We start from the raw sequence: 18,626 nt of genomic DNA on the forward strand, positions 1-18,626 counted from the left end.
ATCCATATGTTGAATATGAATAAGAACCCGAAGCGGGTAACTATGATTGTGCTTGCCATGATCACCGTTGCCTTTGCCTTCTCCTTTATGGGGACCGTGCTGGCTCAATCTGAAAGTACTACGGTTCCGTCACAGGGATATGCTTCATGGAGTAATCCCGATGGAATTATTAAGGGCAGCGAAAATATTCCGAGAATTTCCATCGCTTCCTTTGCCAGGAATATTCTAGAAACCACCGGTATTTCTGCTTTTATCAATGATGCCCGGGAAATGGTGACCCCTGCGGGTGAAAAGACCACCGTCTTTGGCTGGCAGGAACTGCTAATGGTTATTGTGGGCTTTGTGATCATCTACCTGGGGGCTGCGAAGGGCTTTGAACCGCTCCTCCTTATTCCCATCGGGTTTGGGACAGTCTTTGTAAATATTCCCTTCGGTGGTATGGGGGATGCTCCCCACGGTTTCTTAAATATTATTTATGAAGCTGGTGTAGGAAACGAATTTTTCCCCCTGATCATCTTTATGGGTATCGGTGCCCTCACTGACTTTGGGCCCCTTATTGCAAACCCCAAAACCGCATTGCTTGGAGCTGCAGCACAGTTTGGTGTATTTGGTACCCTCTTCGGTATTACGGCCTTCAATCTTATTCCCGGCTTTAACTTTACCATGAAGGAAGCCTGTTCTGTAGCCATTATTGGTGGTGCCGATGGCCCTACAACGATTTATATTGCAGCCAAACTAGCCCCGCACCTTCTGGCAACCGTCGCGGTTGCCGCTTACTCCTATATGGCCCTGGTACCGGTTATCCAGCCGCCCATCATGCGGGCCCTGACCACTCCGGCGGAACGGAAAATTCGGATGAAACAGCTCCGGCATGTATCAAAGGTGGAAAAGATGCTCTTCCCCCTTTCGGTATTTATCCTTTCCATTCTGCTCATCCCGTCTGCTTCTCCGCTCATTGGCTGTCTCATGTTTGGTAACTTTATCCGCGAGATTGGGGTGGTGGAACGGCTTTCCAAGACTCTTCAAAATGAGCTTTTGAACATCGTTTCCATCTTCCTCTCCCTGGGTGTTGGTAGCCAAATGACCCCTGAGAAATTCCTGAACCCCGCATCCCTTTCTATCGTGTTTATGGGACTTATGGCCTTCGCGATTGCTACTGCTTCCGGTATCCTTGTGGCTAAGTTTATGAATCTTTTCCTTAAAGAGAAGATTAATCCCCTCATCGGTTCGGCTGGTGTATCTGCCGTTCCTATGGCTGCCCGGGTTTCCAACAGGGTTGGTCTTGAAGAAGATCCGGGGAACTTCCTTATTATGCATGCCATGGGCCCCAATGTGGCCGGTGTTATCGGTACTGCAATTGCTGCGGGTGTTATGATTGCTGTCTATGGCGGCTGATAGGTTAGTTTTTGGTTAATTGGTGAAGCCAGGGGCTGTTTCGCATCATCGGAACAGCCCCTTTCTTTTATAGCTTCCCTTTTATACAGCTTCCACAATCTTGCATTTTGCATTACATTTACGGTATGAAGAAGGAATTTTTACCCTATGATATGGTGCGTAATAATGCACTCAAGTTAGCCCATCGCATTCATGAAGATGGTTTTATCCCCGATGTGATTTATGTTTCCCTCCGTGGTGGAGCATATCTTGGAAATGTTATCAGTGAATATTTTAAGATTGTACGCTCTGAGGCGCGGCCTGTGTATTATGCCGCAGTGGTCGCCCGTTCATATACGGATATCCGCAAACAGGAACGGGTCATGGTTGATGGCTGGACCTATGCGCCGGAGCATCTTCGTACAGGGGATAAGGTGCTTCTGGTGGATGATATTTTCGATTCCGGTAGGACTATTAACCGGCTTGCAGAAATTATTCTGGAAAAGGGAATACCGCGGAAGGATCTCAAAGTTGCTGTGCACGATTACAAGTATTTTCATGACAAGGAAGATCAGCTTCCTATCCAACCTGATTATTGGTGCAGAAAACATGAGCTCAGCATCCATGATGAGGATCGTTGGATCCACTATATGAGCCATGAACTGGTAGGGCTTACAAGGGAAGAACTGGAAGAACATTACTACAAACAAGATCCAGAACTTAGGAAAGTACTGGACGCAATTAAATAGGTACTTGTATGAGGCAGAGACATATACCCTATGGAATAATTGGGTTGGGCTGTATCCTGATACTGCTACCACTAACGTTGTATGCTCAGACTGGAACATCGCAGTCTGGATTACAAACCAACGCGCACAGTGGTGCTTTCAATAAGGATCAGCGGTTCTGGTTCTCTGCCCCACTTCAGGAACGAATTGTGTTAAATCTGGATGGAAAAGAACTTTTCAGGGGGATTGGTTCAACTTCGGTCCTCCTTTCTGTACCTGTAGGTGCCGAAAAGGACTATACTATACAGGTTCAGCGTCGGTCAGCGCCTCCAGATAATACGCTGCTGGAAGAACAAAACTATTTCATTCACCTTGATAAACAACCACCTCAAAAACCGGTACTTACTCAGTCCACAGAAGACGGCCTCATCTATACCATACGTATCAGCTGTGAACTGGACACAGTCCTCGAAGGTGTATATTACGCATCCGGTGTGATCATCCCATTCGATCGGAACGAAGAAGTGACTTCTTTTGTTAAAACATTAAAAGCTCCTCTAAGCCTTATTGTCTGGGCAGTGGATGCAGCGGGAAACTGTTCAGAACCAGTCTCTTTTTCTGCAGAAAAAGCGGATTTTTCTATCATAAGTCCGGCCCCAGGGGTCTGGCAAAATATGCAACGTCTGGTTATAGAGAATCGTGGACCAGGAACCCTGTATTGGACCGATGATGGCTCTGACCCCTTTAGTGCAACAGGTCAATTATATGAGAAACCGGTTCTGATACAAAAAACTGGTATAATACTGCTACGTATTGGGATAAAACTCCCCAATGGACTAGGCTATGAAAAAAAAATAACCTATCGGGTCGAAAGTCCTGGGGATGATCCTTATAGCATCCCCGAACAGATCCATACAGCTAGCATATTGAATGTGGATGGAGAATATCAGTGGGCTATTGAGCCTGGTCCATGGCTTGATAAACGGATTCCCATCCAACTGGTGCCTGTAGAATCCTACAGGCGTTTTATAAACCTCGTACTGAAAAACTCCCGAGGAATATATCGTTATCCAATACTGTTGGATGGTACAGGTAATGAAAAATCCGATGCTTTTGAACTTGCGGGTACAACCATAACAAACGAAGCTGGATTGTTCACTCAGAATTCTGAAAAAACTGAACAACAGAACGATGCGGTCAAAGGGACAGCGGTTGATCTGGATCCCATACTGGTATCTGAGGGCCCATTACGGGTGCTTTTTTGGAAAAACATCGAGATCGGTGTTATCCGGTATCATATTACACCAGAAACGTCCTGGAAGGATTACGTTGGACCAATTCTTGTACCCCCAGAGCCATGTACTTTTGAATGGATTGTGGATAACGGCCTTGCCCAGGAGGGGCCGGTTCAACGTGTATTTAAAGCTTTAGAGTATCAGTTTCCTTTTCTCCAAGGGGTCATTCAATATCGTTCACTCTATCCAGAACCCGGCGAAATACATACCCTTGCGGCTTTTAATGGTAATGATGTTCCTACCTTTGTAGCTTGCACCGGGGAAGATCTGGAATGGAGTATCCTTACTGCGGAAGGGAAGCAACTAGTACTACGAAGGACCGATTCCTTGCCACCGCCAGAACCAAACCTCACAGCTCCTGCAGAGGCAGCCTGGGTAAGTGGAGCTGTACGTATAGAAAGTTCTTTACCTGAGGCAGAGGAAGAGCTAAAGACCATTATACAGGCAACTTTTTCCTATCCTTCTGGTAAAGTTGAAAAAAGGCAAGCCGAAGGTGTGCTTTTTATTGATGTACCTCTAGAAAGTCCTGTAGCTATATCAATTATGTCCTATGCTATGGATGGGACAGGAAATAAGGGGCCGGTAGTCTCACGTAATTTTACGATTGATGCCAATTCTGTGTATGTCAGTAATCAGGGAAGTCCCAATGGTGATGGAAGTCGAAATAGACCGGTCAATTCGTTGGAACAAGCCCTGGAAATAGCAAAACAGCTTGGACGTTCATCAATACGTATACAGGATTTGGTTTTCATAGATAAGCCTCTTACATTGGTACCGGGTTTTACAATAGAAAGTTCTATGAATGAACAGAGAGGTGAGATTCGTCTTAGTAAAGATGGGATGCTCCTTGTAGAGTCAGGGACTATCAGGATTGGCAGACTAACGATACGGTCCGATGCCGAAGACTACCCAGCCATAGAAGTTCATGGGGGAAATTTGGAACTGAGTAATACCACTATTTTCATGAAAGGTCGTGATGTACGTGCTATTGTGAGTACTAGTGGGGAAATAATGATGAGTAATTCATCCATTAATCTGGATGCAGCTCAAAGTGCCATAGCCCTGTATGCTGGAGATTGCAAGATAGTATTGCATGCAACGACTCTTTCAGTAAAAGCGGGCAAATATGCGGTTGGGGTGGAACAGAGAAGGGGAACTTTTTTACAAAAGGACGGCTCTCTTACAGTAACAGCCCAGGATGGTACTATTTGGTTGTTTTCAAATCTCGAGTGGGCTCAGGTACATCAGGTTCAGGCTGCCTTGGTGAGCAATTTTGTTGCCCAAGCGTGTATTGCTGGGGGCTTCATACCTCAGGTTGAAAATTCTACCTTCTACTTTAAGGGTAGTGCAAGACAAGCCTCTGTGTTTAACTTTCTTGTTAGCGAGATGGTTAAATCGCATCAGTTACAGACAGGTGGTACTATTAAAGGAAACTATTTTATTGGCTTTAATTCTCTGGTACATGCTTCGGATTTTCCTATGGATCTTAAAACCTTTAATCGAACCTTTGCAACTCCGGATGCTCCTAATTTTGTTAATGAGGATCCTTAATGATAGTTACTAAATCTAAAACGCTTTTTCTCTTTCTTTATAGTTTTTTGCTTTTTGTTATTGTTTCTCCTGTGTGGATCAAGGCGGATGCCCTATTATCACCAAATCTGGCGAAAAGTACCAGTTGGGTGAGTCTATTTGCAAAGAAAGATCAAGAACGTCTCCGATCTCTTATAGTAGCTCTGGATAAAACCAGAGCTGCCATGATTCAGGATACACAAAATGCACTGGATGCGCTCTCTGTATATGGGGACAAGATTATACTGCTTGAGTCTCTCCTGGACCAGTATCGGAGCGATGAAGCCACCTTTGTAAAGGCTGAGCAGTGGCTTGAATTACCTCCCCTTTCTCCGCTCGAGGCTCAAAAAGAACTGGCACGTCTCAAGTTATTATACCTTACAGAGGCAAAGACCTTTGCGGACTATCAGTATGGACACCGAACTGCAGGAGCATTACTTTCCTACAGCAAACAGGAAGAAATGCTTTTAAAACATGGTAAAGATTTAGCTGATTTTTTAAGTTCCCGTATCAGTAGTCTTGGGAAATCAGCTCTCAAACCTCTCGCAGTCTCTCTGGCGAGCAGGCTTCAAAGCCATCCTGATTGTCCTCAAGCAATTTCTGAACTTGCTGCCTTAGCTGAGAAATTACCAACTACACTCTATAGGCAATGGATTGTAATGGTAGCTCGAGGAAGTCCTGCCATTATACTTCCTACCGCTTTTAAAGGACTCAAGGATACTTTGGAAGGACGGGAGTTTGAAAAGTCACTGCTGTTATATAACTCGTTTTATGTACAGAAAAAACAGGTCCGTGCATTGCTTCCTCTTGCAATGAACCTGGGAATGTATACAGATCGTTTAGCCCAATTCTCTGGTAGAGAAGATCCCATGCCATCTTTAAACCAGGATTTTCTGGGACAATTCTTTTCGAAAGAGATTGTTCAGTATGGAAGATTGTGCAGTACTGATACCATGTTTCGCCGGGCTCTGCTCGAGGTTCTTTCCTTGAGCTGGGTCTATGTAAGCAGGCCTGAACTATGGCAGGAAGACCGCTGGCCCTTTGGTTCATTGAGTCCGGAGACAATTCGTAATGCCCTCTTGCAGGTACGGGATAAAACCGGTTTGGAACATACTGGGAAAGATTCCGATACGATGTTGTCTCAAGTTCCCTGGAATGCGGTTCTGGAAGCTGAAACCTTCGCATCGAAACTACAGAAACCCCAAGAACTTTCCCATCTTTTGCGATTAGTTTCCGAATTTGTTTTGCAAAACGAGGCATGCAGTTTGTTTTTGGAAAGCCATCGATATGACGCTGATCGGAATCTGTTATTTCAAAAATTTAAAACCGCATTGTACCAGGCGCCGTCAGTGTCTTCTCTCGTCCCATTATCTTTTAATCAGGCCTTTTTGCTGATGCAATGGCAGTCTAAAGATTTATTGCCTCCCGAAATACTTGGGCTTTTGTTGCAGGCTCATAAGAATGTGGTCACCAAGGAACTGCAACCATGGCTTAAAACATATATGCTTACAGTAGGTCGCAGCAGGGGTATTCCTGCGGATTTTCTTATTAATCAGAATCTTTATGGCACTGAAACAAATTACAATCTCTTTCTCCTAGCAAATAAAAGTGGTTTTCGTTTAGTGCATTATATAAACAGATTAGGGCTTAAGGACTAGGGAATGAAAAAAATAGTACGTTGTGGACCTTCATCTATCCTATTTGTCGTTCTCATTACCATACTATTTGGCAGTTGTGATAAATTGGGATTTTCACCAAAGAGAAGCTCTGGAACGAATACTCAGCTGATAAAGGATGAATCTGTGACAAAACCAAGTCTTATAGGACAAACTGATCCAGCATGGAATTCCTTTGGAATACAGCTTCCCACCAAAGCCCTGCAGGTTATTGAAGTTATTGATGACGTTGCAGTTGGGAATCGTGCAAAAGACCACGTTGCCTCTCTGAGGCCTATAGTGGGGAACAGGTCCTATATGTCAACGAACCGCTATGAAGTAGAAGCTCCAAACCAGCTTAGTCTGCGATATCTCGACGAATCTACATTTGCAGGTGATGCTCTTCCTGATCCAGCCCAACTTCCATGTGGAAATGTTCAAGCTGTCTGGAAGAACCCCCTGGTTATTACTGCAGGTCCACTCGCCTGTACCAATGCGGTCGTGTTAGCAGACGCTGAACCTTCCCTGGTACTGTTGGATCCAAACAATTTACAGCTCATACAACGGTTTCCCGTCGATGGGTTAATTATAGCGTTTACTGGTTTTAATGCTGAAACTGCTGAACTTACAGTCTTAGAAGGAGATTTGCGTACCGTTACCTACCGATTCCTGAATGAAACACCGGAGTTGCTCGATCCGATTAATCAATATATCGGACCAAGCTCTGAAGCGCTTCGTAAGATACAAGAAAAAACCAAACAGCTTTTAGCAAGTTCAGATACCGTGCTTTTTGAAAGAATAGCCATTTTCCCCATAGTTTCTGAAATCGATGTTACTAAGCCGGTCTTGTTCCGCCTTTCTGTCGATACCGATGGAATCTACCGGATATATCTTGATGGTATTGGTGATATACCCGTTCTCTTGATACTATTTAACGAAGCAGGGGAAGGAATCTTTTCCAATGTTGAATACGCCGTAGAAAAGGTATTGGAACAAAATCTTGAAAAGGGAAAAACCTATTACCTTGGGGTGTCTCTATTTTCCGGAAATCATGTTGAGCAATTTCAGCAGAGGCAGATTCCAAAGCTGGTTGTAAGGCCAAAATGATGCGTTGTGGTTTGGATGAAGCTGGTCGGGGACCCCTGGCCGGCCCGGTCTGTGCAGCTGCTGTAATTCTCAATGAAGATTTTCCTTTTGAGGTCCTCAATGACAGCAAGAAACTTTCGGAAAAAAAGCGGGAAGAGGCCAGGAAGCTGATCGTTACCCAAGCATTAGCTTGGGGCATTGGTTGGGCTTCTGCGGCTGAAATTGATACAATAAATATATTACAGGCCAGTCTGCTTGCAATGGAGCGGGCCTATGATGTAATGATCAGCACACTTAAAAAATCTGATAGGGCGATTCTCTGTTCTGAAGCTGTTGTGGATGGGCTCTATGCACCACATCTGCCAGTACCCTGCAAAGCCATAGTAAAAGCCGATGCATTGGTTCCTGAAGTTATGGCTGCATCAATTCTTGCAAAAACCGCCCGAGACCGCATGATGGAACGGTATGGCTGGATTTATCCGGAGTACGGATATGAACAGCATAAGGGTTATCCCACTAAATTACACCGGGCAAGGATTGTACTGTACGGGCCGTCGCCCATACAGCGGATGAGTTTTTCTATCGGTCCTGAACAGAGTCTTTTTTTATTGTCCTGATTACAGGTTTTTTATTACCTTTGACTGTTTTTATTTCTTTATGAGAATACACTTGGTCTTTCTTTTTATCTGAGGTTTCAGTTTTTTTTAGATACCGTTTTTTAGAAGCGCCTTGTTCAGGTGCATTTAGTTTATTAGCCGTATCTTTTTTTTCAAATTCAGCCCGTTTCTTTTCTTTATAGGCTTTTTCTAAAACTTTAAGGGAACCATCGAAACCCTTAAGGAATTCCTGTAAGTCTTCAGCAAAGAGTACGATGGACTGACGATCAAATCCACCGGTTTCTTTGTTTTTACTTTCCACTATATTAAGGTATAGGTCGCCCATCCGATTTTCTTTTACATTAAAGAAATAGGTTCGGTTTTGCAGATTTACTTTAGTGGAGAAAAGCTCCCCTCTCATTCCCATATAAAATCTCCTTGTAATAAGTATTATACGTTGTCAGCTTTTTCAATCATCTGCCTGAGCCAGGTGAGTAAATCCCGCTCTATCCGATAGTCTTTCCCTGCTACGTCAGCCATGATCCGGAAGACTGGCTCTGTTCCAGAACCGCGCATCCATATATAAGCAATTTCTACATTATGAAAGTTTCGAAATAATATTTTTAACCCTCCCTTACCTGCTTCACGGAAATTAAGAATATTCCGACGTTCATCCATACCATTGTAAGCGAGAGCCTCCCATTCAATAATACCATAACGACTAGCCAGCTCTTCTTTACGTAATTCCCATTCATGTAAGAATATATACTGAAACCGTTCTTTTAAAAGCGCATGGTCGGTCGTTTTAATTTTTAATATTGCCTCAGGAGCATAGGCACTGGTAGAAATAAAACTTGGTAGAGTATTGATAATAGTAGAAAGGGTAAAGTCATTACGGTACGCTTCTGCCTGCCCAGATAGTTCACACCAGATCTCAAATAAACCCATAGTATCCTGATGACTACGGATTGTAAGCAGTTTGAGTATGGCTCCAATAGTATCAATAGGATCTCGGACAGAAGACGGATGAGTAATATTTCCTCCTGCGGCTCCTTCTCCAAGGATACGCACCTTGTAACCTTGTTCTCGTAATCGGCGTGCGAGACCAACTACATTCGCTTCTCCCACTTCTGCCCGGAATACAGACACATCAAAGGCCTGTGCAATTCGGTCAATTCTCATGGATGTGGGGTCATTAATAGCAACCGCTACCTTATCTATTGCATTACCCTTCTTGTCGTATCGCAATTCACCGGTGAAGACCATATGAGCCAGTTCTGCTACACAGCAGAGCGCAAAGACTTCCTGAGCTTCCAGGCTTCTGCTTGTTTTAATAAATTCATCCCATATAACCAGGTTGCCCCGATCACCATCACAATCAGGTACATAACCAAGGACAAAGGCTGGATTTTGTTCATGCAAAGCTTCAAGGTTTTGTCTACAGGGTTCAAGAGATTCCCCTTCGGGGACAATGCGATGGGCAATTTCTCGGGGCTTATCGTTTATAGAAGCTACAGTACATCCTAATGATTCAAGAAAATAACGATCGATGCTGGTAGTGCGGGCGGATCCATTAAAATCAATAAGAATACCCATTCCCTGTTGTTTTGTGGTTTCTTCTATGTATGAAAACACCCTTTGTTGTATTTCCTGATTCTGACTGCCTGTAATGACCTCGTTGGTAAAATGGAGGTATGCTGAATAAGCTTCTTGCTTTATCACGTCAATCTTTTCATATAATGATGTAATAGTATCGCTATGAACAGTTGTAAGTAACTGTTGCAGTCTGGCTAGATGGTCTGAGGCTTGTATGGTTTTTTGAAATGTTTCAATAAGTATCTTGGCTTCTGAGGCTGATAAAACACCACCATCATTCAGTCCAAACTTAATGCCGTTATGTCCAATCGGATTATGACTTGCAGAAATATAGACAAAGCCATCCAGATGTCTCTGGTGTCCAATTTTATAAAAGCTGCCCTCTCTAACATAGGCCATTATTTCTGGGGCTGCAATAATAAATGTGTAGCGGACTTCGCACCCTGTGGCGATCAGGGTCCTAATAATTATATCTGCAATGGCAGTCCCCGTCGGACGTGAATCCTGACCTACAATAATAACAGGTTTTGGGGTACCGATTTTTTGTTTTAGATAATCAGAAAAAACCAGGGCGGCGGTAGCCACGATACAAGAATGGGCATCGCCAATTTGATTAGCAGGATCCTCTTCATAACCACTCAGGGTAAATACGGTTCGCCATCCCGATGCAGATAGGATAAGGTTTTGCAATGCACATTCTAATTCTGTATGTATGGTAGATTCATTGATAGACTGGAGGGGGATAACGTCAGGATCACCTAAAAAGAGGCCCGTTCCCGGGTGTCGAATGGGTGCCATGCAATACTGCTCCTTCCCTAAGAAATAGGAAAAATAGTATACACAAAAGAAAATGTTACGTCTATGACATAACTATATGAGCTTGTCTCTGGACTGAGGTATTATGCAACACATTACTCCCAATCTGGAAGCTTCAGAAATAGCCCAGATATCTATCAACCCTAAGAATCTATTATCAAGTTGCTTGGCAAAAGAAAAAAAATATGAATATAATAGTCAACTATGTTGAGCTATGATATTCTAAATACTCTCGAAGAACTTTCTCTTCCGCCTGCTGGTTCTGTAGTAGCTGTGGCCATGTCTGGTGGTGTCGATTCATCTCTGGTAGCCTATCTTATGGCCGAGCGGGGCTGTAAGGTCATCGGAGTTACTATGAAGGTCTATGATGGATCCATACAATTTCCTGAAGGGGCTGGAAATGGCTGTTATGGTCCCGATGAAGTAGAGGATGAAGCTGCCTGTAGACGCCTCTGCGATACACTGAAGGCTGAATATGTGGTAGTCGATCTTTCTAAGTCCTATGGTAAAGAAGTTCTCGACTATTTCAGAACCGAATACAAATTGGGACGTACACCGAACCCCTGTTTACGCTGTAATCCTCTTATTAAATTTGGACTTCTTCCTCAGGCCCTTAACCAGCTTGGTTATGCTTTTGATTATTATGTTACTGGCCATTATGCCAGGCTTTTTGCTCCCCATGGCAATTCTGAATTGGGTGTATATCTTGCCCCAGGACTCGACCCTTTTAAGGATCAGAGTTATTTTCTTCAGCGCCTTGGGCAGGATATTCTCGTAAAAACTCGATTTCCCCTGGGGGTACTCAGGAAAGATGAGGTCCGCCAATTAGCCCGGGAGCGAGGACTTGAAGTAGCAGAAAAAAAGGACAGTCAGGACTTTGTTGCCAAGGAAGATTATGAAACCCTTTTTGAAAAAGATGCCCTTAAACGGGGTAATATAATCGATACTAAGGGCAGAGTATTAGGGGAACACCAGGGAATTGTCCGCTATACAATTGGACAACGTCGCGGGGTAGGGGTCAGCACCGGTACGGAGCCCCTTTATGTGGTGGCCCTTAATGCTGAAAAAAATCAGGTTGTTGTAGGCCATGAACAGGAGCTCTTTTCACATGGGCTTGAAGCTTCCCAGAGTGTTTGGGCGCCAGGTTTTGGCTATGAACCCTTTCGTGCTCTTGCGAAAATACGGCTTGCTTCAAAACCTGCCTGGGCTCTTGTAGAACCCCATAAGGACGGTACTGTGAAGGTTTCCTTTGACGAAGCACAGCGGGCGATAGCTCCAGGACAATCGGTAGCTTTTTATGTACCTTTGCCTGATCAGACTGCCAGTGAAGACCAGATCCCTGTCAGTGGTCCAACGGTTGGGAATCGGGTGCCGGCACATGCCATTTTAGCCGGCGGCGCTGTTATTGAGCGGAAGCTTTCCGACATCGCATAAGAACTACATCACCCCAATTGAACCGTTTAGCGAGCCGGTCTGCTAGGTTTTTAATTGGCCCGGGGGCGGTCCCCTGAGCTAGTCCCCCCCAGCTGATGATTTTTTCTACCGTAAATCCCGCTTCTTCCAGGAGTACCCTGAGGGTCTTTTTAGAAAACAGATATAGGTGATCAAAAATAGCAGATCTCCACCGACTTCCAAAGAGCCGAGCCTGGATTCCATCGATGCTCGGGGTGGTGATAAAGCAATATCCCCCAGGCTTAAGACTTCTATAGAGTTCGGTTACAAAGGATTTTGGGTTAGTAACATGCTCAATGACATGGGATGCCAGGACTACATTCACCGAGGCCGCGGGCACCCCAGCGCTTTCTATGGTTCCTGAAATAATAGAAAGTTTCCGGGTGTTTCTCGCATAATCTGCTGCGGGTCTACAGAGTTCTATACCCAAACTATCCCAGCCTCTATCTCTGAGCCAAGATAACAGTGCCCCAGTGGCACAACCTACATCGAGAACCTTGGGATGCCGTCCTTCCTGCTCAAGCAATGTGGCTTCTATATTAAAAAATCCAATATCCTGAAGTCCCATCTGCTGAAGTTTAAGAAAAGCCGTTTCATTTGCCAGTTCATACTGCAGATAGGCCTGACTTGAATGGTCTTCATAACGGGCATGTATAGCCATCGTATCGGGTTGAGGATTTTGCTGCACAAGTCCACAGTTGGTGCAGCGAACATAGGAAAAACCCTCGCAGTGAAAATGTTGGGCAAAACTGGTAGAACCACAGAGATTACAGGGAATGAAATGTTTTTGTTCTTGAACAACAGGAGTTGACCATGTTTTTATTGATTTCATAAGCTATTCTGCTATTATCTGAGATATCTGGCTTTTTTCATTACCCATAGTATCGGCTACAATTATTTCACATAAAATCTTTCCTCGGTTAAGCTGTATTTCTCCTATCATATATGTTCCATCAAGCTGATATATCTGTTTTATCTCATACCCTTTACGAAGACCTATCTGAAGTTTTCCATTCCTTGCTGAAAGTAAGTCCAGTTCTAATTCCGATTGAAGAGTCCCATTTATAAAGAGCTTGAATAAATAGGGTGCAACCTGATTATTACCAAATATGTCTGCTACATCATAGGCTTCTACATAAACTTTGTAGGTCCCTTGTTTAACCACCGTTGATCTACCCAGTGGTATTTTTTGACCATCCCGTCCTACTAATAAGGTCTGCTTAATATAAGGCGGTCGAGCATCGGTCATATTGATGAGTAATTGGGGATTGACATAACCAATTGTTTTTCTATCAAAAACATAAAAATGTAATTGTTGACTATTTGCCCAGCCAGAATGTCCTGTTTGTCCCAGAGATATCGATTTATCTGTTAATGTAGTAATAGAATTCTGGTCAAATTCAGACAAATGACTATAAATACTAATCAGTGAATCCTGATGTTGTAGAGCTATCCAATTTCCAAGGGGGTGAAAAAAAGTACTTCGCTGGTTATTTGAGCTTACAAATAACAGTTCTCCCGCATCGGAAGGAAATACACTTGTTTCGCCTAAGAATAAAACTCCCCGTTCTGCAGTACCTTTTTCATTATAACCAAAATTGATATAAGCCTGACCGTTTGGTATTGGCCAATCAAAGCCAAAGAGATTTATATTCGTAAAACAAAGCAAAAAAAACTGATAGAGAAGTATTGGTACATATAATTTATTTTTCATTTTATTTCTATCTCCTAGCGGAATAACTTGCAATAATACCATCACTTCCTAAAATGACTTGATCTCCAGAAACACGCAAAAAGCTTTCTTTAGAAATAAAAGGTGCACTGATAAGTTTACGATCTGGCAATTCAAGTACAATTAGATTCTTTTGTAAGTCCTTTCCGGTCATCACAAAGATCTTATTATACTGAGGCAACGTTTCTAGAGCGAGTATCGGTGTTTCTATAGGAATTGTATAATTTTTTTTTGAATTGATATTAAAAACGAGTAATTGAGTTTTTCCTTCAAAAAGCACATACTGGTCGTTTTGTGCAAAGGTAATAAGTACGGGTCTTCTGAAATCAGAATCTAGGAATTGATGATATAAAACCTTGTATGTGTGAGCTGTTTTTTCAAGTAAAACAAATCTTTGTCTATCAATTCCAGAAATTATTGCAATATATCTGCCATCTGATGAAAGTGCTGCTCCAAGAATAACCGAGAGCCGAGAACCACCAGGCTGAAAGGAAAACAGGCTATCACCATGTTTGGAAAGCAGCTGAATTGTCCCATCCAAAGATCCTATTACTATTTTCTCTGCTTTAAGATCAAGAGTAGTAATTGGCGAAGTTGTATTGTAACTCCATTCTATAGCCCCTGTGTTATTAACCAAAGAAATAGAGTCCTGATCTTTTCCGATGATCAAAATGGTATCATCAACTATAAAAGGATAGCCTTGAGGGTTTTTAACGATAATGGTATTGGTTGCTGTTATTGATTCAATAGTAAGAGTTTCTGGAATGGGGTTGCAGACAGATACAAATTTTGACGAAATGGAAACAAACTGATTGGGTTGAAAGGTTCTTTTTACCAGTATACTCCCATTGGGTGCAATATATCCATAATTGTTGCCGATAACGAAGGGAATTATGGTTTCTTTGACCGTTGCGGCATCATAGTCAATCGGTGTGGCATTATCTATTTTGATGACCCATTGGGGTTTTAAGGAGAATTCCGGTGAAATTGGTTTTGCAACAATACTCAAGTATAAAATGCTTACGGTCAATGCAGAGCCGAAAAAAAACAGTATCTTTTTTTTTGCCATTTTCTCCCCTTTAAAGTTTATGGTATATAGTATTATAGTATCTGTCAACGATAGGAGTGTTAGATTATGGATATGGAACAGCTTTTTGAAACTGCAAGAAAAGCCGCAGAGGCATCCTATTCTCCCTATTCTCATTTTAAAGTAGGAGCAGCTCTACTTTGTGAAGATGGGAGCATCTTTACCGGTACTAATGTGGAAAATAGGTCTTTTGGCTTAACCATTTGTGCTGAACGTAGTGCTGTTGTTGCTGCTGTAAGTGCAGGTAAACGTCGATTTGTTGCTCTGGCAATAGCAACTCCCGATTCGATAGACCCCGTCGGTCCCTGTGGGGCTTGTAGACAAGTATTAAGCGAATTTATGGATAAAGATGCTCCTGTTCGTTGTGGTGGTTCAAATCAGGAGCGGCTTGATACTACCATAGGCGCCTTAGTTCCCTTTGATTCACTTCATGATTTGGCTCAAAAATAATAGAACTAGAAATTAGTACATTTACTTGACATATCCTGCGGTGTATTGCAATATAGTATTAGTTATACGGTCTATATTAGATAAGGAGTGAATATGATTGATGATGATATATTAACAATAGAAGAAGTTGCAAAATACCTGAGAGTTTCCGAACGGACCGTGTATGATTGGGCTCAAAAAGGTGAAATACCCGCAGGCAAAATTGGAACCGTATGGCGGTTTAAAAAATCTGAGATAGAAAAGTGGGTTAATGACAGGCTTTCTATGAACCGCATGTCCCCTCAGTTTTCTTCGGTGCAAGTAGAAAATATTCTATCTCCAGATCGAATTATGTTTATAAACTTTGCGACAAAGCGGGATGCCCTATTGGCACTGGCAGACAATCTCGCTAATGCTCCTCAGGTAAAGAACCGGCAAGAACTGGCTTCAGAGATTTTAAAACGAGAAGAATTGATGAGTACTGCCATAGGTCGCGGTATTGCAATTCCCCACGTTCGGCTTTCTTCGGTAACAGACCTCGTTGTTTCAGTAGGTATCAGCCAATGTGATATTATCGATTTTCAGACCCTCGATGATCAGCCAGTACGTCTGCTTTTTATGATTGCCGCCGCATACAATCAACATGCTTATTATTTGCAAACCCTTTCATATTTTAGCGCAAAGTTGAAAAACAAGGAGCTTCGTACAGCACTTCTTTCGACTAAGACACCTCAGGAAGCCTATAATCTACTTGTTCAGGATCGTTAAAATGTTGCGGAACTCCTATTGATGATGCTATGGCTGTCAATTCAGAACGAGAAACTGCTGGATTTTTGAAAAGTCTTGGCTTTCCTGCGTTGGAGGTCCATGAGGCCTTCCAACATTTTAATTTTCGTGCTGCCGGCCGCCGTATATTAGTGATTGGTCCCATGGGATCCGGAAAAACTGAATATTCAGCCCGGCTATGGCGGGATGGAGAGGTTGCTCGCAAAAAGGGGCCCAGGGTAGCGGCAGAGACAACCAATTGGGACACACAAAAAAACCTTTTCAACAGTGAATCTGGGCAGGGGGATGCGGATCGAAGGCATATCTTTTTTGTACGTTCCCGTCTCGACATAGGCCGTTTCCCTGATTACCCTACTGATGCTTTGGCTTATCGTGGTGGTTTTGAACGTTGCGGAGACCGAATTGCCTTTGTCCAGGATTCCTTCGGCCTGGAAACCCTTATTAAAACTCATCCGGAGATTGGCACCTGGATTGTAGATGAGGCCGCTTTCTATGATGAGCGCATTGCCTACCTTATGAAAAATGAATCAGAACAGCGGGGGCTCGTTTTTGTCTGCCCAACATTAATTCTTAATTTTAGGCGGGAAATATTTAATGCTACTGCACGACTCCTTGTCGAACATGCAACCGATGTCTATCCCCTTACAGCCTATTGCGAACATCCGGATTGTCTTGAAGATTCGTTTTATACCTATCGATACTACAAGGTTGATGATAAAGAATGTCCAGCCCTCTATTTTGATCCACTGATTATTGTTGGGGGGGACAGAGAAAAGAATGATCCCCGGGAACCAAATTACTGTACCCGATGTGATAAGCACCATTTCTTACCTGGGAAGGAATATACCTATTTTATACTAAAACCCCTCGGTGAAGCCGCAGCCCGTGGTGATATTTCGGCCCTTGAGCAAGAACTCTTTACAATGAATTATGATATTGAGAAGTCAGAACTGTACAAGAACTTTGTGCAGCGTTATATCCATCAGGAATCTGCCAAGATCGAAAATATGAATGCCCTTCTTGTACCTTGTATTGCTGAGCGAGCACTCTGTTATCTCTATGCAGAACAGAATCTTCTGTCTTTAGATCAACTACTACTACTAGTAAACAAGCTTAAGTTGGACAGGGATTATCTTTCTCAGCGTCTTATGGATAATCGGCGGCCTGTAAAGCTCTAAGATGTAACAAAAAGTCCCGGTTTAGTTATCTCCTCATTCAAAGAGAACAGGAATCCATTTTAAAGGATCAGCCACAGATTTCCCAATAAGTCCAAGTGGTACCTGGGCTGTGGTTTCAGCTACAATCCAGGTTTGTTCTGAATCTCCTGAACCTGTTGAAAACCGTGCCCCGGGGCCTTCGAGTTGAGCAAGCCCCATGGCGTGACTATAATCCCGGGAAACCATGATAGCACTTGGAATATTGTTGTGCCGCAGGATAATTGCCCACAGCATCGCCCGGCTATCACAGTCTCCACGTCCTTCAGTAGCAGCGCTTACCAAATCGACAAAGTCAGAACCTAAGAGGTCTCGTTCGTAGGTAAATTGCTGCACCCAGGCAAGGGTCCGTTCTGCAAATAGCCTGTCCCGCTGTGATGTTGTCCTGGTTTCTGCATCAAGCGACTTACTGATATCTCGTTCAACGGCAAAGGCTATATCAGAAAGCCTGCTGTAGGAATCCCGGTATATGATTTGGTAAAAACGGATCCAGGCTTCTTTCCACAAACTGTCCTTGCCATAAGCGCTCAGTATTGAGAATTCCCGGTCTACCGTTGCCTTGCATGCCTGGGCTGCCTCAGGATCAATCATGGCGCTTGCCGAAAGCCCTGCAAGCTGTGTTGCTACCGATTCCTGTCCAGGAAAGGCATAGACAGAGACTGGACCTGGTGCAAGTTCATCTCCCTTAGTAGGAACTATTGAATCCAGCGCTGAGAGGTTAAAATTATCCAGTTCTTTTATTGTTGCATCGCCATAGGCCAGAGCTGCCAAGATCGGTCGCTGTGAGCTCCCCCGATCTTCTAATTCGACACAGAGACCCCATCCGTGCATTTGTTTACCGTTTAAAGAAAAGTGTAGCTCCATCAGGAGTGCTTGACGTTCTTGATAAGTAAAGCCACTTATTTCTCCAGTCGAAGCAATCCGTTTCTGGATTTCTTTTCCCAGGGTTTCTATGGATGTATAGTGATTGTCTTCATAGATCCGAAGATCAAGGTATGCGGGTGCTCGATTCTCAAAATTGAATGAAAAGCGGTATTTTCCATCACCTCCTGAGTAGGTATAACCCGCTGGGGGGGATATTTTAAATCCCCAGGTTGGGGAATAGAAGGTTTCACTAAAAAGCAGATTTTTCTCAAACAAGGCTATTACTATAATAAACATGATACCCTTCAGGGGCTTATATATACTGGACGAGACGCTCATACTCTTAC

16 protein-coding genes are annotated in these 18,626 nt (G+C 43.3%); 10 read left to right on the plus strand and 6 right to left on the minus strand.

All coding sequences use genetic code 11. The annotated features are described in order from the left end of the window. The first annotated feature begins 6 nt into the window (after positions 1 to 6). The 6 genes from SPICA_RS05225 (at position 7) to SPICA_RS05250 (ending at position 8,324) form a co-directional block, all read left to right on the plus strand. Entirely contained in the window at positions 7 to 1,395 is a 1,389-nt protein-coding gene (locus SPICA_RS05225) for a sodium ion-translocating decarboxylase subunit beta (RefSeq protein WP_013968492.1), read from the plus strand. A gap of 125 nt (positions 1,396 to 1,520) precedes the next feature. Then, positions 1,521 to 2,123, plus strand: a complete 603-nt coding sequence (locus SPICA_RS05230) for a phosphoribosyltransferase (protein WP_013968493.1) — start codon at positions 1,521 to 1,523, stop codon at positions 2,121 to 2,123. An 8-nt stretch (positions 2,124 to 2,131) separates the two neighbouring features. Next, complete coding sequence (locus SPICA_RS05235; RefSeq protein ID WP_013968494.1) at positions 2,132 to 4,948, plus strand: hypothetical protein; 2,817 nt, start codon at positions 2,132 to 2,134, stop codon at positions 4,946 to 4,948. A 71-nt stretch (positions 4,949 to 5,019) separates the two neighbouring features. Beyond that, the gene (locus tag SPICA_RS05240; protein ID WP_169311860.1) at positions 5,020 to 6,624 is read left to right on the plus strand and encodes a hypothetical protein; all 1,605 of its coding nucleotides are present in this window, start codon (positions 5,020 to 5,022) and stop codon (positions 6,622 to 6,624) included. Positions 6,625 to 6,627: 3 nt separating this feature from the next. Next, the gene (locus tag SPICA_RS05245) at positions 6,628 to 7,728 is read left to right on the plus strand and encodes a hypothetical protein (protein WP_013968496.1); all 1,101 of its coding nucleotides are present in this window, start codon (positions 6,628 to 6,630) and stop codon (positions 7,726 to 7,728) included. Beyond that, a complete protein-coding gene (locus SPICA_RS05250) occupies positions 7,728 to 8,324 on the plus strand; it encodes a ribonuclease HII (protein ID WP_041396468.1) in 597 nt (198 codons plus the stop codon). The genes SPICA_RS05245 and SPICA_RS05250 overlap by 1 nt, the downstream gene beginning before the upstream one ends. On the opposite strand, the gene SPICA_RS15725 is transcribed toward SPICA_RS05250, so the two are convergent. Beyond that, positions 8,287 to 8,730, minus strand: a complete 444-nt coding sequence (locus tag SPICA_RS15725; protein WP_013968498.1) for a DUF3276 family protein — start codon at positions 8,728 to 8,730, stop codon at positions 8,287 to 8,289. The two genes, SPICA_RS05250 and SPICA_RS15725, sit on opposite strands and share 38 nt — an antisense overlap. 23 nt (positions 8,731 to 8,753) lie before the next feature. Beyond that, entirely contained in the window at positions 8,754 to 10,697 is a 1,944-nt protein-coding gene (locus tag SPICA_RS05260; protein WP_013968499.1) for a phosphatidylglycerol lysyltransferase, read from the minus strand. A gap of 222 nt (positions 10,698 to 10,919) precedes the next feature. On the opposite strand from SPICA_RS05260, the gene mnmA reads away from it, so the two are divergent. Next, complete coding sequence (mnmA, locus tag SPICA_RS05265; protein ID WP_013968500.1) at positions 10,920 to 12,149, plus strand: tRNA 2-thiouridine(34) synthase MnmA; 1,230 nt, start codon at positions 10,920 to 10,922, stop codon at positions 12,147 to 12,149. On the opposite strand, the gene SPICA_RS05270 is transcribed toward mnmA, so the two are convergent. From SPICA_RS05270 to SPICA_RS05280, 3 genes are read right to left on the minus strand one after another with little or no spacing between them, the layout of a single operon-like run. Continuing rightward, positions 12,118 to 12,999 (minus strand): class I SAM-dependent methyltransferase, encoded by an 882-nt coding sequence (locus SPICA_RS05270; protein WP_013968501.1) that lies wholly within the window; start codon positions 12,997 to 12,999, stop codon positions 12,118 to 12,120. The genes mnmA and SPICA_RS05270 overlap by 32 nt on opposite strands. Positions 13,000 to 13,002: 3 nt before the next feature. Next, positions 13,003 to 13,881: a M23 family metallopeptidase gene (locus SPICA_RS05275; protein WP_013968502.1), complete on the minus strand. Its 879-nt coding sequence runs from the start codon at positions 13,879 to 13,881 to the stop codon at positions 13,003 to 13,005. A gap of 7 nt (positions 13,882 to 13,888) precedes the next feature. Beyond that, positions 13,889 to 14,968: a hypothetical protein gene (locus SPICA_RS05280; protein ID WP_013968503.1), complete on the minus strand. Its 1,080-nt coding sequence runs from the start codon at positions 14,966 to 14,968 to the stop codon at positions 13,889 to 13,891. A gap of 66 nt (positions 14,969 to 15,034) precedes the next feature. Between SPICA_RS05280 and SPICA_RS05285 the strand changes: the two genes are divergently transcribed. The 3 genes from SPICA_RS05285 to SPICA_RS05295 all read left to right on the plus strand — a co-directional run bounded on the left by SPICA_RS05285 (position 15,035) and on the right by SPICA_RS05295 (position 17,379). Continuing rightward, positions 15,035 to 15,436 carry a cytidine deaminase gene (locus tag SPICA_RS05285; RefSeq protein WP_013968504.1) on the plus strand — a complete coding sequence of 134 codons (402 nt, stop codon included), beginning with the start codon at positions 15,035 to 15,037 and terminating at the stop codon, positions 15,434 to 15,436. Positions 15,437 to 15,529: 93 nt separating this feature from the next. Beyond that, positions 15,530 to 16,183, plus strand: a complete 654-nt coding sequence (locus tag SPICA_RS05290) for a PTS sugar transporter subunit IIA (protein ID WP_013968505.1) — start codon at positions 15,530 to 15,532, stop codon at positions 16,181 to 16,183. 29 nt (positions 16,184 to 16,212) lie between these two features. Then, positions 16,213 to 17,379 (plus strand): thymidine kinase, encoded by a 1,167-nt coding sequence (locus SPICA_RS05295; protein WP_013968506.1) that lies wholly within the window; start codon positions 16,213 to 16,215, stop codon positions 17,377 to 17,379. Between the two features lie 33 nt (positions 17,380 to 17,412). On the opposite strand, the gene SPICA_RS05300 is transcribed toward SPICA_RS05295, so the two are convergent. Continuing rightward, entirely contained in the window at positions 17,413 to 18,618 is a 1,206-nt protein-coding gene (locus tag SPICA_RS05300; protein WP_013968507.1) for a hypothetical protein, read from the minus strand. Positions 18,619 to 18,626: the final 8 nt, after the last annotated feature.

It is taken from the genome of Gracilinema caldarium DSM 7334 (genome assembly GCF_000219725.1).
Classification (GTDB): Bacteria; Spirochaetota; Spirochaetia; order Treponematales; family Breznakiellaceae; genus Gracilinema; species Gracilinema caldarium.